We start from the raw sequence: 17,044 nt of genomic DNA, 5'->3' as shown, positions 1-17,044 counted from the left end.
CGCCGCATGCGGCGCCCATGGCGGCAGGAGGCATGGTCTTGAGGCAACGGCAAAGCGGGCTAAGCGGGTTGGGCGCCCCTTAGCCAATCGGCCGTCGATCGATGAAAAACACTGATTATAAAAACAAGGGTGGCGTTCAATGAGGCAATTATCCGACGACCTGTACCTGCACACCATACTGGCGAACGCTCCGGGCTATCCGCTGATCTGGAACCGCTTTCTGCTTGAGCTGACCCGGCAACTGTCCTGCGACTCCGGCGCCCTGCTGGTGACCGATCTGAACGATTTCGGCAAGACCCGCTTTCTGTTCAGCGCCCATATCCCGCAAGAATATCGGGAACAGTACGAAGACAGGCTCAACCGGCAAGACCATTTCAACCGCTACATCTGCCAAAATCCTCGGCGGATATTCTGCAATCAAAACCTGATAAACGAACTCCCGGGCGAGCACAAAGGCGCTTTGCCATCGCCCGAGCAACAAACCTTTCGCTTCGGCGTCGCCTTGACATGCGGGCAAAACCATGCGCTCAGCCTGCTGCTCGGTCGCGACACCGCATTTACCGACATCGAACAACAACATATCAGCCGCTTATTGGAAAATACCCTACCGAAATTGCAGGATGCCATGCATAAGGAACAACGCCATAAGATCAACACTCAATTGCTGCATCATCTCGGCGATCATTTCGACGGCTATATCATCGTCGATCAGGGGCTTAACATTCTGTTTTCCGATCCAGTCTATACGGCCATCATCAGCCAACTGGATTGCGTGCAAATCACGGAAAACCGCTTCGGCATGAAAAATCCGGCCATCGAACAAAAACTGCTATCCCTGATGCGGGATAACCAGGAAAGCCGTTCCATCCATAACCAATGCCAGTCCTGCCAAATTTCCCTGATTCCCCTGGCCGCGTTAAAAAACCTGTATCAATGGGAGTGTCATATAGACGGCTTCATCCTGTCGTTTACCCATGAAAAAGACAAGAACCCGGCCATGGAACGGCTGATGCGCCTGCACAATCTGTCCCGCTGCGAAGCCATCTGCGCCCTGCACTTCATGAAAAATCCGTCCATAGCGGACATCGCCCAGCATAGCTACCGCTCGCAGGAAACCGTGCGTAACCATATCAAGCACACCATGCAGAAAATGAATGTGCACAGCCAAGCCGAATTGATGAAAAAATTGATCACGCTGGCATCGCTATAAGCCAAGCCTGTTATGATGCGCTGCCGGATGCAGGCAATCCGCCGCATCATTAAAAACAGAGACTTTGTGAATACCCCGGAATTTTCCTCCCTAGCGCTAAAACCCGCCTTGCTCGACAACATTGCAGCGCTGGGTTATACCCATCCGACCCCGATACAAGCCGAAAGTCTACCGCATATCCTGGAGGGCAATGATGTAATAGCCCAAGCCAAAACCGGCAGCGGCAAGACGGCGGCGTTCGGGATCGGCCTGCTATCCCGGCTGGATGTCGGCAATTTTAAAGTGCAGGCCATGATCATCTGCCCTACCCGCGAACTGGCCGATCAGGTCTGCAAGGAAATTCGTCAACTGGCCCGCTTTACGCACAATATTAAAGTATTGGCGTTATGCGGCGGCGTGCCGGTTGCGCCACAGCGAGATTCCCTGCTGCACGGCGCGCATGTGGTAGTGGGTACGCCGGGCCGCTTGCAGGAACATCTGCAAAAACACAGCCTGCATCTTGAGCATTTAAAAGTCTTGGTTCTGGATGAGGCCGACCGCATGCTGGACATGGGCTTTGCGGACATCATCACCGATGTGGTATCTCACGCCCCCAGCCACCGGCAAACCTTGTTATTTTCGGCCACTTACAGCGACCCGATTCGAAAATTGAGTCTGTCTTTTCAGTTCAAACCGGTCTCGATCAGCATAGACACCAGCCACCATCACAACCAGATGGAACAACATTTCCATCGGGCCGATCCCGGCAAACGATTGCACGCGCTGGCTTATTTATTGGCATACCATCGGCCGGAATCCACGCTGGTATTTTGCAACACCAAACGCGAATGCCAGGATGTGGCTGACAGTCTGGCCAATTGCGGCTTTTCCGTGCAAGCGTTGCATGGCGATTTGGAACAAAAAGACCGCGATCAGGTGTTGGTCAGGTTTGCCAATAAAAGTTGCTCGGTATTGGTAGCCACCGATGTAGCCGCCAGGGGTCTGGATATCAAGGATATGCAAGCGGTAATCAATTATGAATTGCCTTGGGATCCGGAAGTATACGTGCACCGCATCGGCCGCTGCGGCAGGGCCGGTAACAAAGGCCTGGCGCTGAGTTTGTGTGCCGATGCCGAGTTGGACAGGGTCAAGGCCATCGAGGATTACCTGAACATTTCGGCTGATTGGGACGACATCGCGCCATTTAAACTGAGCTATGAACCACGCTTTCAACCGCCCATGGTGACACTGTGGATCGATGGCGGCCGCAAACAGAAAGTCCGCCCCGGCGATATTTTGGGCGCCTTGACCGGTAACGCCGGCATCGCCGCCAGTGAAGTGGGCAAAATCGATGTGTTCGATAAACAAGCGTATGTAGCGATAAACCGTGCCTATGCCGACAAAGCCCTGGCCTGTTTAAGAAACGGCAAAATCAAGGGCCGTAACTTTAATGTGCATAAATCCCAATGGTGATAAGCACGCCCTGTCCCATGCGCCTTCTTTAACTAAAGTAATCCGGCCGTTTATCGATAAGGAATATTTCGTGCCTCAATCATTGACTCAACCGCAACAAAACGTTTTATTGACTCTGGCCTGGCAATCCATCGCCCATGGTTTAAAAACGGGTAAACCGCTTGGCATTGATAACTCAACCTATTCGGCTGAATTGGCAAGGCCATGCGCGACCTTTGTCAGCCTGGAATTCCAACAGCAAGCGCGCGGCTGCATCGGCAATCTGGAGCCGATTCGGCCTTTAGTGGAAGACGTATCGGAAAACGCTTTCGCCGCGGCGTTTTGTGACCGGCATTTCCCCTCGGTGACCGACGGCGAACTTGACCATCTGGTGATCCATCTCGATCTGCTATCCGCGCTGGAACCGCTCGAGTTCGGCACGGAGTTGGATCTCATCCAGCAATTGAGACCGAACATCGACGGCTTGCTGTTAACGGACGGTACGCACCATGCATCATTCCTGCCGTCCAACTGGCATAACCTGCAAAGTCCGCTGAAATTTCTGCAGCATCTGAAGCAAAAAGCCGGGCTGCCTCCGACATACTGGTCCAAATCCATCAAAGCGGCGCGTTTCACCAGCCTGCGACTGCCTTGAGTGGATTGACCGCCATGGTATTGCCACGCTTAATTTTTACCGATCAGGCAGCGAATGGTTAAAATAGCCTCGCCGGCCAGTCCGTAAGCAGCGCCACGCATCAGCGTGCCGTAGCGCCCGTAAGGAAGAATCGGACCAACAATACCTTGCCTGGCTGCCTTGCAAATAAGAGATGAATGATGGTTTTACCCGGATTTAAGAAACTTCTGACCGTAACTCTGTTGGGGGCCGCCGCCTGCTCTACCCTGCCCCCCGCCGCAAAAGATTTCGACAACTTCTCCGATTATGTGGAATCGGTATTTCGGCATCAAAATCTGTTGAGCAGCCGTTTGATGATGCTCAGCGAGGCAATGGCCGAAAACGAGACTCTGGAAGACGCCGAGCAGGACATGAACGATGCCTGCCATCTGTTGAACGAGTATGCCGATCACGAAATGTCGGGCGAATCGATGGGCTTGTTTTTTAAACGGCGGGTAAAGGCCAGCATCGAAGAATGCGACAAAAAAATCCACATTCTGGAAGCGCTGCTTCCCAAAAACGATCCCTAAACCGGGTCCATCCTCGAACCCACCGACCCGACTGGCGCCGTTTTGATCAGCCGAAACCTGGACAGCGGCATCGCCGTCATTCATTCCAACCAATTGGAAACCTTGCGGGACGTACTGGAGTACTGGCTGCGCCAATACCCGCTGACACCGCTTGAAAACGAAGTCTTGCTGGTGCAAAGCAACGGCATGGGTCAATGGTTGAAACAAAGTCTGGCGCAAAACAGCGCCCTCGGCATCGCCGCCGCCATGCAAATTCAACTGCCGTCGCTGTTTATCTGGGGCGTCTACCGGGCGGTAGTGGGTTCGCAGATTCCCAAGCAGCAACCCTTGGCCAAGGCTCCGCTGACTTGGCGCTTGTACCGCTTGCTGCCGGCTTTGATTCGGCAAGCCGGTTTCGAGACTCTGGCACACTTTCTGCGGCACGATCCCGACGCACGCAAGCGCTTTCAACTGGCCGAACAACTGGCCGATCTGTTCGACCAATACCAAGTCTACCGTTCCGACTGGATAGCCGATTGGGCCGGCGGCCGGGACATCTTGCGCGACGCGCGCGGCGAAGCCAGCCCGCTGGCGGATCGGCAAAGCTGGCAGGCGCAGCTGTGGCGGGCGGTATTGGACGACCTGGGTAGCGAGCACAACCTCTTTGCCAGCCGGGCCTCGGTGCATGCCCAATTCATGGTCGATATCGAACAACTCGACCGTCCGCCGGCCGGCATACCGCGCCGCATCGTGCTGTTCGGCCTGTCGTCGCTGCCTCGACAATCGCTGGAAGTGCTGGCCAGTCTGGGTAAGTTTTGCCAGATCGTGTTGTTCGTACACAACCCCTGTCGGCATTATTGGGCCGACATCATAGAAGATAAGGATTTGTTAAAAGCCCAACGCCGGCGGCAACGCTACAAAACCGGCATGGCCGCCGGCTTGCCCCCTGAACAACTGCATCTGCATGCCAACCCGCTGTTGGCGGCCTGGGGCAAGCAGGGCCGCGACTACATCCGCCTGCTGGACCATTTCGACGAAACCCAAGCCTACGCCGGCTGGCAGTGGCCGGACCACAAAATCGATTTGTTCGAGGATTACGGCGCCGAAGGCCGGCGCAGCCTGCTGCAACGCCTGCAGCAAAGCATTCTGGATCTGGAGCCGGTACCGGAACAAACCGAGTTGCTGGAGCGGGTCGACGATTCGCTGGCTTTTCATATCGCCCACGGCCCGCAGCGGGAAGTGGAAATATTGCACGACCAACTGCTGGCCCGCTTCAATGCCGCCGAGCAAGCCGGCGACAAACTCCATCCGCGCGACATTATCGTCATGGTGCCGGATATCAACCAATACGCGCCGCATATCCGCGCCGTGTTCGGCCAGATGACAACCGACGATCCGCGCCATATTCCGTTCAGTCTGACCGACCAACAACAACGCGGCGAAAATCCGCTGCTGGTCGCCGTGGAAACGCTGTTGCATTTGCCGGAATCGCGCTTCACCGTCAGCGAATTTTTGGGGCTGTTGGAAGTCCCGGCCTTGCGGCGGCGCTTCGGCCTGGACGAAACCGCCATCCCCAAAATTCACCAATGGCTGGAGCAAGCCGGCATCCGCTGGGGCCTGAATGCCGAACAACGCGCCCGAGCGGCGCAGATGCCGGCCGGCTTCGGCGCCAACACCTGGCAATTCGGCTTACGCCGCATGCTGCTGGGTTACGCGGTGGGTGCCGGAGCGGCCTTCAACGGCATAGAACCCTACCCGGAAATCGGCGGATTGGATGCGCAATGGCTGGGCCACTTGTGCCACATCCTGGATACGCTGGAAACATACGCCGGCAGCCTGGAGCAACAGAAAAGCGCCGATAACTGGCTGGAAACCCTGACCGAACTGCTGGCCGACTTTTTTTCGGCCGACCAGGAGCCCGACCGCAAAACCCTGGATACCTTGCAAATTGCCTTGGCTAACTGGCATCAGGCCTGCCGGCAAGGCGGCTGCGGCGCCAACGACGTTTTGCCGTTGAACGTGGTGCGCGAAGCTTGGCTGGCGGCGGTGGACCAGCCCAATCTGCAACAGCGTTTCCTCGGCGGGCGGGTCAATTTCTGCACCTTGATGCCGATGCGGGCCATCCCATTCAGGGTGATTTGTTTGCTGGGCATGAACGACGGCGACTACCCGCGCAGCCAATACCCGCACGGCTTCGACCTGATGAGCCAACGCGGCCAATACCGGCCCGGCGACCGCTCGCGGCGGCAGGACGACCAATACCTGCTTCTGGAAGCCTTGCTGTCGGCCAGACAGCAGTTGTATATCAGTTGGATAGGTCGCGGCATCCGCGACAACAGCGCGCGACCGCCCTCGGTGTTGATCGCCCAGTTGCGGGATTTTCTGCAACAGAGCTTCAGCCTGCCGGAAGGGCAAAAGCTGTTGGAAGCGCTGACGCTGGAACACCCCTTGCAACCCTTCAGCCCGGACTACATCAAGGCCGGCCGCGACCCGCGCCTATTCACCCATGCGCGGGAATGGTTCCAGCCGTCGCCGGACCGAGAGATCAGCCGGGAAGCCTTCGATGGCGGGGATCAATCCCTATCGCTGAATCCGGAAGCACTGGCGCGCTTCCTCGCGGCGCCGGTCAAAAGCTATTGCCAGCACAGCCTGAAATTCAGTTTCGACCGCCATGACTTCACCAGCGAGGACAACGAGCCCTTCGGTTTCGACGGCTTGCAGTATCACATCCACGGCACGGAACTGCTGGCGGCCTTGCAAAATCGCCAACCGGCCGACCTGGAAGATTTTTTTCAACAACAACTGACCGAATTAAGCGGCAAGGGCGCCCTACCCTTGGGCGGCTTTGCCGAAACCGCTTTCGCCGGCATCGCCACCCCCGTCGCCGCTGCCTGGCGCCACTATCTGACATTGATGGAACCATGGCCGTTGCGGATGCATCCGCGCCATATCGAACTGAGCTTTAAGCTTGCCGGCGGCATAAACGTGCAATTGGCCGCCGGCCTCAGCCATTTATGCCAAGGCGATACGGCCGACAGCCGCGCTTTGCTCGGCTTGACCGCCCAATCGCTGGTAAAAAAAGACCTGATTCAATTCCACAGACTGATCCTGCCCTGGCTGCAACATCTGGCCGCCTGCGCCGACGGCTTACCGGTGCAAAGCTTGATTGCCGCCGCCGACGGCATTATTTCGATTCAAGCGCTACCGCAAGAACAAGCCTTGGCCTGTTTGCAGAGCTTGCTGGAAGCTTGGTTGCAAGGCATGCGGGCACCGCTGCCGGTGGCCTGCCGCACGGCCTTCGCTTGGCTGAACGCTCCGGAAGATAAAGCTACGGAAACCGCTCAAACCCAATACGACGGCGACGAATGGAATTCTGGTGAAGTCGATTTCGATCCTTATCTGGGCCGTTTTTTCCCCGACTTCGCCAGTTTGTATCCATCCGATGCCGCGAATTTCGAACACTGGGCGAACCTGCTGTACCGGCCGCTTTGTCTCAATATCAAACGGGGGCATTCCGTTTGAACCGGCAAAACCCATCCGGGCAAAACCTTGCCGAACAAAGGATACTGGCGGCCTGGAAAAAGAATGTTGCCGCTTGGACAGAAGCGGTGCGGCTTGGTGAAGTCGAAAGCAGGGTTTTGATTACTGACCGAGCCATACTGGAAGCCGTCATGAGCATCGCACCCAAGTCGGTTCTTGACGCCGGTTGCGGGGAAGGCTGGCTGGTCGGTGCCTTACACAATTTCGGTATTGATGCATTGGGTATCGATGCCCTGCCTGAATTTATAAACCGCGCCCGGCAGGCATACGCCGGACGATTTAAAGTAGCTTCATATCAAGACCTGTCCCAGCGTTATCTGAACGAATGTTTCGATGCGGTGGTGTGTAATTTCTCGTTGCTGGGCAACGAATCCGTATCGTGTTTATTCCGACAAATCCCATCCTTACTCAATAGTGGAGGCATGCTTATCGTGCAAACCCTACACCCGCTTGCCGCATGCGGAGACCTACCCTATCGGGACGGTTGGCGGCCAGGCAGTTGGCAAGGATTTAACGAGCGATTTAAAGATCCCGCGCCTTGGTACTTCAGAACCCTGGAATCCTGGCGAGCCTTATTTCAAGAATCCGGGCTTGAATTATTTGAAACGCGCGAACCGCTCCATCCCGAAACTCTGCAGCCCGCATCGGTAATTTTTATGGCGACATGTAGGAGCGACGCGCATTGGCGATGAAGAGCTTACGAACCCGGCTATGCGTCAATCCAAGCATGGCCTTCAGAGTAGTTTCGCGGTCAATCATTCAGGACACTCGCATCACCGTCCAATATTTACAGCAAGCTTCAGTGCGTTATTTTAGAAATTTGCCGAATTGAAAACGAACCGTCCGGATCGCGGCGATGGGTGGATGTGGCGGTTTTATAACTGCGGCGGCGCCAATTGATGGCGGCCTATGGCATGAAAGGCATTATTCGGCTGAGATTCCGGATTCCGGAACTTGTTTAAGCAACATCTCCAACGCCAGATCCGCCATGTTTTTCGAACCGCCGCCCTCGCCCAACAAAGTCTTGACCCGCCGTAGTTCAGTCAGCACACTGTGGCGGTAGTCGGTGTCGAACAGCAGACTTTCGATCTCGGCGGCCAGATTTTCCGCGCTGACGGCGTCCTGTATCAATTCCTTGACGATGGCCTTGCCGGCGATGATGTTGGGCAAGCCAATGTAAGGTATGTGCACCAATTGCTTGCCCAGCCAGTAGGTAAACGGCGACAGGCGGTAGGCGATCAGCATGGGCACCTGTAACAGGGCAATTTCCAGCGAGGCGGTGCCGGAGGTGGTCATTACCGCATTGCAACATTGAATGGCGTCGTAGGCTTGCTGTTTGACGATTTTGACCGGTACGGCAAAATCCCGCAGATAACTCTGCATCACCTCGTCGGAAACGGAATCGGCCTGCGGCAGCAGGAATTGCAATTCCGGAAAACGCTTGGCCAGCAGAGCGACCGCCTCCAGCATGACCGGCAACATGCGTTTGATTTCGTTGGCGCGGCTGCCGGGCAACAGGCCCACCACCGGGCGACCGGTATCCAGACCGAACAATTCGAAGTCGGCCGGTCTGTCGCGTAGGGGCTGGACCTTATCGACCGACGGATGGCCGACGTAACGTACCGGTACGTTCTTGGCGTCGTAATAAGCGGTTTCGAACGGAAAAATCACCGCCATCATGTCTATGGCCTTGCCGTAGGTTTCCACCCGCCCAGGCCGCCAGGCCCAAACTTGCGGACTGACGTAAAACAACACTTTCACGCCCCGGCGCTTGGCGAATTGCGCCAGCTTCAGATTGAACTCCTTGTAATCAACGCAAACCAGCAAATCCGGCTTTTCGTCGGCGACGATTTGTTTCATCAGCCTCAGGGCGCGGCGAATCTCGCCGTAATGCTTGAGGATTTCCACCAGACCAATCACGCCGATATCGGACGAGTCGAAACGGATATCGATGCCGGCCCGGCGCATTTTGCTTCCGCCCATGCCCTGGCCGCGAATGGCCGGACACTGTTTTTGCAATTCCTGAAACATGTGGGCGGCGTGCTGATCGCCGGAAGATTCGCCGGCGCTGAAAAGTACGGTGTAGGGAGAGTTGACGGCGGACATCGAAAATTGGATTCACGTGGGGCGGATTAGCGTTGCGTAATCCGCCATGGAGTAATCAGAGGGCTGTAGCGTAAGCCACCCTACATTTATTGAAATACGCCGCGAATCACGCCGACTATTTGTTTGACGGTTTCATCACTCAGATTGGCGCAAATCGGCAGCGAGAAGCAGCGAGCGGCTACCGATTCGGTCACCGGCAGCGACAGACCGGCGCATTCGTCCTTGAATACGTTTTGTTGATGCAAGGGCACCGGATAATAGACAGCGCAAGCGATTTGCCGGTCTTGCAACGCCTTCATCACCTCGTCGCGACGCTCGCACAACAAGGTGTATTGGTGATAGACGTGCACGCCGACGCCGTCTTCATAAGGCGTCGTCAGCGGCAAATCCGCCATTAGTTCTGAATATAAATGCGCGGCGTGCCGGCGGGCGGCGTTGTATTGATCGATACGCTTCAATTTAGCCCGCAGCACCACCGCCTGCAATTCGTCCAGCCGGCTGTTGTAGCCCACCACGTCGTGGTAATAACGCACGTCGGAGCCGTGATTGCGGTATTGCCTGATTTTGGCCGCCGTCTCGTCGCAGTGGGTGGTTACCAGACCGCCGTCGCCAAAACAGCCCAGATTTTTGCTGGGAAAGAAACTGAATCCGGCCGCGTGCCCGAAACTGCCGGTTTGCTGATTGTTGACCGTGGCGCCGAAGGATTGGGCGCAGTCCTCGATCAACTTCAAACCGTGTCTGTCGCAAATGGCCTTGATGGCAGGCAGATCGGCCGGTTGGCCAAACAAATGCACCGGCATCACCGCCTTGGTTTTCGGCGTAATCGCATTCAGGATGTTTTCCGGCGTAATGTTGAAGGTGGCCGGATCGATATCCACGAATACCGGCGTGGCTCCCACGTATTTGATGGCCTCGGCGGTGGCGATAAAAGTGAAGGCGCTGGTGATGACTTCATCGCCCCGGCCTATGCCGGCCGCCAGCAAGGCCAGATGCAATGCGTCGGTTCCGGACGCGCAACCGATGGCATGTTTGACCCCAAGGTACTGGGCCGCCTCTTTTTCGAAGGCTTGCACATTGGGACCAAGTATGAAGGCGCAGTTGTCCAGGGTTTCGGCAAAGCCTCCCAGGATTTCGTCTTGAATGTCGGCGTATTGCGCCTTTAAATTGACCATGGGGATCATATCGCTACTGCCCTTATCCGTGTTTGAGGAATTTAGTGATTTCGATGGCGGTGGCCAAGGCCTTCCGGCCGGCTTCGCCCGGTACCAGCGGATTTTCGCCGGTTTTTACGCAATGTACAAAATGTTTGATTTCTTCCAGCAAGGCATCGCCCGATTCGAATACCGATTCTTCGGTGACGATTTCCGGTATGCCCGGAAACATCTCTTTTTCGCCGGTTCTGTGCTTGATCAGCACCCGATTCTGAAAATCCACCGAAACATAGGAGCAAGGCCGGAACATGCGCATTTTGCGTTCCATTTTCATGCTGATCCGGCTGGCGGTGACGTTGGCCACGCAGCCGTTTTGGAAGGTAATGCGGGCGTTGGCGATATCGGTGCCTTGAGTCAAGACCGAGGTGCCGCTGGCATCGATGCGTTCCACTTCGGAACCGACCAAGGCCAGGATGATGTCGATGTCGTGTATCATCAAATCCAGCACCACGCTGACGTCGTTGGCGCGCGGGTTAAACGGCGATAAACGGTGCGACTCGATAAACAGCGGCTTGTCTTCCATTTTTTCCAAGCCGGCCACGGCGGGATTGAAACGCTCCAGGTGCCCCACCTGCAGGATGACATTTTTTTCCTTGGCAATCGCAATCAGCTCGTCGGCTTCTTCCACGGTTACCGTGATCGGCTTTTCCACCAGAACATGGGTGCCGGCCCATAGAAAATCTCGCGACACCTGATGATGCAAACTGGTCGGAACCACGATGCTCACCGCATCAATTTGGCCAAGCAGGGATTGATAGTCCGTCATGGCTTGCGCGCCGTATAGCTGGGCAACTTGTTCGGCAGCCTCCCGGTTAACGTCAACCACGGCCACCAATTCGCAATCCTTTAACGTCGCATATTTCTCTGCATGAAACTTCCCCAAATAGCCCGCGCCTATCACGGCACACTTCAGTTTACTCATAAACGACCACAGTTTGATTCAACGTTCTCCCGTGCCGCACCCGGCCGGGCGTAAAACCGCCTATTGTAACATTAGAACCTAATCAGAATCAGACCGAGGTTGAAGGACAAAACACTGCCGCGCTGATGGTGGGAGAGCGATTGCGGAAAGATTGTTCGCCGGCATGACCGCCAATACCAGCGAAACCGATGTCTAAGGAAAAACCGACAAGCGAAACAAAAACATTCAAACGGGATAAGGAATGCAAACCTTATAACTTTGGCATTTAATTCCCTCAGCCTTTCCCGAAGGAGTCTGCCGTAAAAGCCGATCAATCCCTTCTCCCTCAGGACGCTGTCGTTAAGTCGAAATATAGGTTGGGTTAGCGCAGCTTAACCCAACAAAATCAGAATGTTGGGCTTCATTACATTCAGCCGGCCTACCTTTTACGACAGCCTCCGAAGGGAGGGGAAAACCTTGTAAAAGTTATTTCACGCGCGTTCCCAAGTTTACGGCGCATAAGTCTGATCCGTCATTCGTCCAGCTTGATCCAGCGCAAGCGGTTGGCATTGCTGACCACCGTAACCGACGACATCGCCATGGCCGCCCCGGCTATCATCGGATTCAACAATATGCCGAACAAGGGATATAGCAAACCGGCCGCAACCGGAATACCGATGGTGTTGTAAAAAAACGCGCCCAAGAGATTTTGTTTGATGTTTGCAACGGTCAGCAAAGACAAGGCCATGGCTTCCGGCACTTTCATCAGCGAACCTTGCAGCAACACCACGTCGGCGCTTTCGATTGCCACATCGGTGCCAGTGCCAATCGCAAAGCCGACGTCGGCTTGCGCCAGGGCCGGCGCATCGTTGATACCATCCCCCACCATGCCGACCTTCTCGCCCCGGCTCTGCAGTTCCTTGACCACGGCAGCCTTGTCTTGCGGCAACACCTGCGCGCGAACTTCGCTTATCCCCGCCTGAGCGGCAATAGCCTTGGCGGTGATTTCGTTGTCGCCAGTCACCATCAACACCCGCACGCCGCGTTGTTTTAAGCGGCGGACCGCGTCGGCCGAGTCGGCCTTGATCGGGTCGGCCACCGCCACGATGCCTACCAGGGTTTTGTCGACCGCCAACAGCATGGGCGTTTGGCCTTTTCCCGCCAGTTCGGCCATGGTATCGGCATGAGCATCGATGCCGATATCGTGCTCGGCCATCAGCGCCGCGTTGCCGAACAACCAGAGACGCTTGTCTATCGATCCCGTGATGCCATGTCCGGCCACGGCCTGGAATTTCCTGACCTTTTCCAACTTGAGTTTTTGCTCTTCGGCGGCGGCCAATATCGCCGCCGCCAGCGGATGTTCCGAACCGGACTCAAGGCTGGCGGCATGTCGCAACACCTCGTCTTCCGTATAGCCTTCAAACGCTACAACCTGGGACAAGGTGGGCTTTCCGACCGTTACCGTACCGGTTTTGTCCAGGATCAGGCAGGTCAATTTACCCGCCGTTTGCAGGGCTTCGCCCTTGCGGATCAAGACACCCATCTGAGCCGCCCGGCCCACGGCCACCATGACCGAAATCGGCGTCGCCAACCCCAGGGCACAGGGGCAGGCAATCACCAGCACCGTCATCGAGGTCACGAAGGCGTAACCGAGGGCGGGGTCGGGTCCGAAGATCAGCCAGACAAAAAAGGTGAATAGCGAGAAAACCACTACCGTCGGCACAAAAACCGCCGAGATTTTATCGGCCAGTCTGGCCAACGCCGGCTTGCTACTTTGCGCCTGCCGCACGCTGTAAATGATTTGCGCCAGGGCCGTATCGCGGCCGATCCGGGTGGCCTTGAACAAAAAGCTGCCGTTCTGGTTGATGGTGCCGGCCGCCACGCTGCTACCCGGACTTTTCTCCACCGGCAGCGATTCGCCGGTCAACATGGATTCGTCCACGCTGGAATGACCTTCCAACAAGGTCCCGTCCACGGCGATTTTCTCGCCGGGCCTAACCCGCAGCACTTCGCCCAAACCAACATCTTCGATGGGAATGTCGATTTCCTGCCCGTCCCGCACCACTCGCGCGGTGCGGGGTTGCAACCCTATCAGGGCCCGAATGGCGGCCGAGGTTTTGCCGCGGGCGCGGGTTTCCAGCGCGCTGCCCAAATTGATGAATGCCAGAATAATCGCCGAGGCTTCGAAATATGCGTGATTCGATAAGGACGGCAGTTGGTCGGAGTAATCAATCACGATGGAGGAATACAACCAAGCCGAGCCGGTACCCAAGGCTATCAGGGTATCCATGTTGGCCTGCTTGACCCGCAGCAGTTTGACCGCGCTGGTGAAAAAATGGCCGCCGGAATAAAACAGCACCGCTAGGGTCAACAACGCCACATTGGTCCAAAATCCGGTACCCGCATCGGTGCCCATCATCGGAAACCAGTCCAGATGGGCGCCCAACATCAACGGCACGCCCAAAGCACCGGCCACGGCGGCCTTCAGCATCAAATCCCGGTAACGCGCTTCTTCCTGCTTTTCCTCTTCGCCAGGATCTTCCAAACCTTCCATTACCGCCGCGTCGTAGCCGGCCTGTTTCAAGGCCAGTTTCATTTGCTCCGGTTCCGCTGCTCCCGTTACCACGGCCGAGTGATCGGCAAAATTGACGTTTACCGTTTTAACGCCGGCCACGCCTTGCAACGCGGTTTCCACGGCGGCAATACAACCGGCGCAGCGCATACCCAAAATGGATAAGCGCAGTTCCTGCTCCCGCGTCATGCTTTGTTCTGTGTTCATCGCTATCTCGGATGGGCTGGGCTTGGAAGTCCAAGCGGAATCATGCCTTTATTCGACGCTGAATCCGGCGTCGGCAATGGCGTCCTCGATCTCGTCCAGATCGGTTTTGGCGGGATCGAACTCGACCTCAACCTTTTTCTCCTGGTGCGAGGCCTTGACGGCCAACACCCCTTCAATAGCCGACAAGGCGGTATTCAAGGTATTTTCGCATCCGCCGCATTTCATGCCGCTGACGTTGATTGATACTGATTCAGACATAATGGCTCTCCTGATTATGATGGGGAAAATAAAAAAGATTCAAACCCGGCGCCAACTCGACTGGCTTGGTCGCTCATGGTATAAGGTTTTCGATTTTCATCATAGTGTAACGCTCCCCGATTCGTAAACCCAATGACAGACTTCCTGATCGGTCGCCAACAAATTCTTGATCACAGATTGAACACCTTCGCTTACGAAATTCTGTTTCGCGGCAATGACTTCGATTTATCGGTTCAGGAAAGCGCGGCCTCGGCCACCAATCAAGTCATTACCGATACCATTCTGGAAATCGGCTTAAACGAACTGGTGGGGCCTCATCTGGCCTTTATAAACTTTACCGCGCAAAATATTCTGGAGAAAACCCCGCTCGATCTGCCCAAGGAGCGCATCGTGGTGGAGGTGCTGGAGAATGTCAAAGTGGATACGCGCATCATCAACAATTTGCGCGAGTTGTCCGCCCAGGGTTATACCATAGCGCTGGACGATTTTGAATTGACGCCGGAATGGCTGCCGCTGCTGGAATTCGTCGATATCATCAAATTGGACATCATGGCCTGCAGCCTGGAAGACACCCAGCGACTGATCGAAAACCTAAAACCCTACAAGCTAAAGCTGCTGGCCGAAAAAGTCGAAACCCATCAGGAGTTCAAAATGTTGCAGGCATGGGGCTGTGAACTGTTCCAGGGCTTTTTCTTCAGCAAACCCAATATAGTGGAAGGCAAGCGACTCGGCGTGTCGCAAACGGCTACCCTGCAGCTTTTGGCCATCATCAACAAACAGGATGTCGGCTTTCAGGAAATCAGCAAGGTGATTGCCCAGGATGTCAGCCTGAGTTACAAATTGCTGCATTACTTGAATTCCGCCTCGTTTGCCCTACCCAACAAAATTCAGTCGCTGCAACATGCCGCCACCTATCTGGGGCTGAAGGAATTAAGACGCTGGGTGAATATTCTGGCGCTTTCCTCTATGTCGGCGAAATCGCCCGCCATATTGCAAACCATACTGGTGCGGGCCAAAATGTGCGAATTGCTGGCGGCCGAGATCAAACAGGACCCGGAAACTTTTTTCTTGGTCGGCCTGCTGTCCGGCCTGGACAGCATATTGGATTTACCGCTGGAAAAAGGCTTGCAACAACTGCCGTTGTCCAATCTGGTCAGCGACGCGATATTGCAAAAATCCGGCGTGGCGGGAGAAGCCCTGCAATATGCCTTGGATTACGAACGTTGGGACGTGAATCGCCCCACCTTCGGCAACATCAAACCCAAGCGTATTGCCGAAATTTACCTGGACTGCATCCAGTGGTGGAGCAGCCAAGTGTATCCCTACATCAAATAATGCCGCTTTAGCCCCATGAAAAAAATTGTAAACTTGATCTTCGCCGGTTTGCTGTTCCTCGGCCATGCAACGTTGGCGGACGAACCGACCGCCGTCAGCCCCGAACAATTGCTGAAAATGCAGCAAAACCAAAATGCGCTGGTTGTGGACATTCGCACCGAAGCGGAGTGGCAAAGCTCCGGCCTGATTGCCGATAGCCGCAAATTGCAAGCCTTCGATCCGCAAGGCCGCTTCGACCCGGACCAATGGGCGGCCGATCTGCGAAAAATGCAGTCTTCTCCCGACCAAGCCGTGATTTTGGTGTGCCGCTCCGGCAATCGCAGCGGCAAAGTCGGCGCCCTGTTGACCCAAAAACTGGGCATGAAAAATGTTTATCACCTGGATAACGGCTTGCAGTCCTGGCTGAAAGCCGGCCATCCCGTTTCTCCCAATTGCATACAAGTAGCCTGTAAATAACCTAAATGTCACTAATTTCGCTCAGCAATCAAACTATCGCCCTGGCGGGCATCGCTCAAGCCTGTTCATTGGTACGCCAACTGGCCAGCACCGGCAACGCCGACCCGGATGCCATGACGGCCAGCATAGGCAGCGTATTGAAAATAGATTCGGACAGCGTGGCCGAGGTGTATGGCGGCCTGAACGGAGTAAAACACGGGCTGGAACAACTGGATCTGCAACTGACCAGCCGCGTGGTGGCCAACCCGGAACAAGCCCGCTACGCGGCTCAGTTGGTGCATCTGCAAAAACAATTGACTCGGAACTCGGAGATGCTGAAGCAGATTCGCACAGGTATTGTCCGCGCGCAAGGCCAGGCCGAGCATTTTGGCGTCATGCACGAAAACGTGCTGGCCAATCTGGCCGATGTCTACCACGGCACTATCAGCACCTTGCAGCCGCGCATCATGATCAACGGCGACCCGCAACACCTGGGCAATCAAACCATCGTCAACAAAATCCGTGCCCTGTTGCTGGCCGGCATCCGCGCCAGCCTACTATGGCGCCAATGCGGCGGCAGCCGCTGGCATTTATTGCTGTCCAGAGCCAAACTGCAAGCCGAAGCCAAACATTTGCTTGCGCAAATTTGAGCGTCC

General features: G+C 55.7%; 14 protein-coding genes. 9 read left to right on the top strand and 5 right to left on the bottom strand.

The window, feature by feature from the left end; genetic code table 11:
• Window positions 1-139 precede the first annotated feature (139 nt).
• From NP590_RS03420 to NP590_RS03395, 6 genes are all read left to right on the top strand, one after another.
• Complete coding sequence (locus NP590_RS03420; protein ID WP_256600817.1) at window positions 140-1,210, top strand: helix-turn-helix transcriptional regulator; 1,071 nt, start codon at window positions 140-142, stop codon at window positions 1,208-1,210.
• Between the two features lie 66 nt (window positions 1,211-1,276).
• Entirely contained in the window at window positions 1,277-2,662 is a 1,386-nt protein-coding gene (gene dbpA / locus NP590_RS03415; protein ID WP_256600816.1) for an ATP-dependent RNA helicase DbpA, read from the top strand.
• A gap of 70 nt (window positions 2,663-2,732) precedes the next feature.
• Window positions 2,733-3,296, top strand: a complete 564-nt coding sequence (gene amrA / locus NP590_RS03410) for an AmmeMemoRadiSam system protein A (protein WP_256600815.1) — start codon at window positions 2,733-2,735, stop codon at window positions 3,294-3,296.
• 176 nt (window positions 3,297-3,472) lie between these two features.
• Window positions 3,473-3,844, top strand: coding sequence for a hypothetical protein (locus tag NP590_RS03405; RefSeq protein ID WP_256600814.1), 372 nt, complete (start codon window positions 3,473-3,475; stop codon window positions 3,842-3,844).
• A gap of 42 nt (window positions 3,845-3,886) precedes the next feature.
• On the top strand, window positions 3,887-7,345 hold the full coding sequence (recC, locus tag NP590_RS03400) for an exodeoxyribonuclease V subunit gamma (protein ID WP_256600813.1): 3,459 nt from the start codon (window positions 3,887-3,889) through the stop codon (window positions 7,343-7,345).
• Between the two features lie 149 nt (window positions 7,346-7,494).
• On the top strand, window positions 7,495-8,055 hold the full coding sequence (locus NP590_RS03395) for a class I SAM-dependent methyltransferase (RefSeq protein WP_256600812.1): 561 nt from the start codon (window positions 7,495-7,497) through the stop codon (window positions 8,053-8,055).
• Window positions 8,056-8,287: 232 nt separating this feature from the next.
• Here NP590_RS03395 and lpxB read toward each other — a convergent pair whose 3' ends face one another.
• The 5 genes from lpxB to NP590_RS03370 all read right to left on the bottom strand — a co-directional run bounded on the left by lpxB (window position 8,288) and on the right by NP590_RS03370 (window position 14,618).
• Window positions 8,288-9,469, bottom strand: a complete 1,182-nt coding sequence (gene lpxB, locus NP590_RS03390) for a lipid-A-disaccharide synthase (RefSeq protein WP_256600811.1) — start codon at window positions 9,467-9,469, stop codon at window positions 8,288-8,290.
• Between the two features lie 86 nt (window positions 9,470-9,555).
• Window positions 9,556-10,650, bottom strand: a complete 1,095-nt coding sequence (locus NP590_RS03385) for a DegT/DnrJ/EryC1/StrS family aminotransferase (RefSeq protein ID WP_256600810.1) — start codon at window positions 10,648-10,650, stop codon at window positions 9,556-9,558.
• Window positions 10,651-10,663: 13 nt separating this feature from the next.
• Window positions 10,664-11,602 carry a Gfo/Idh/MocA family protein gene (locus tag NP590_RS03380; protein WP_256600809.1) on the bottom strand — a complete coding sequence of 313 codons (939 nt, stop codon included), beginning with the start codon at window positions 11,600-11,602 and terminating at the stop codon, window positions 10,664-10,666.
• 511 nt (window positions 11,603-12,113) lie between these two features.
• Window positions 12,114-14,360: a heavy metal translocating P-type ATPase gene (locus NP590_RS03375; RefSeq protein WP_256600808.1), complete on the bottom strand. Its 2,247-nt coding sequence runs from the start codon at window positions 14,358-14,360 to the stop codon at window positions 12,114-12,116.
• A gap of 48 nt (window positions 14,361-14,408) precedes the next feature.
• A complete protein-coding gene (locus NP590_RS03370) occupies window positions 14,409-14,618 on the bottom strand; it encodes a heavy-metal-associated domain-containing protein (protein WP_256600807.1) in 210 nt (69 codons plus the stop codon).
• A gap of 132 nt (window positions 14,619-14,750) precedes the next feature.
• Between NP590_RS03370 and NP590_RS03365 the strand changes: the two genes are divergently transcribed.
• Genes NP590_RS03365 through hflD form a run of 3 tightly spaced genes read left to right on the top strand, consistent with a single transcriptional unit; the run spans window position 14,751 to window position 17,038 of the window.
• Complete coding sequence (locus NP590_RS03365; protein ID WP_256600806.1) at window positions 14,751-15,953, top strand: EAL and HDOD domain-containing protein; 1,203 nt, start codon at window positions 14,751-14,753, stop codon at window positions 15,951-15,953.
• 15 nt (window positions 15,954-15,968) lie between these two features.
• A complete protein-coding gene (locus NP590_RS03360) occupies window positions 15,969-16,409 on the top strand; it encodes a rhodanese-like domain-containing protein (protein ID WP_256600805.1) in 441 nt (146 codons plus the stop codon).
• A 5-nt stretch (window positions 16,410-16,414) separates the two neighbouring features.
• On the top strand, window positions 16,415-17,038 hold the full coding sequence (hflD, locus tag NP590_RS03355) for a high frequency lysogenization protein HflD (RefSeq protein ID WP_256600804.1): 624 nt from the start codon (window positions 16,415-16,417) through the stop codon (window positions 17,036-17,038).
• Window positions 17,039-17,044 lie beyond the last annotated feature (6 nt).

Source organism: Methylomonas subterranea (genome assembly GCF_024505185.1).
GTDB classification, from domain to species: domain Bacteria; phylum Pseudomonadota; class Gammaproteobacteria; order Methylococcales; family Methylomonadaceae; genus Methylomonas; species Methylomonas subterranea.
The sequence above is the reverse complement of the archived record's forward strand: the minus strand, read 5'-3'. Positions and strand labels throughout refer to the sequence as shown.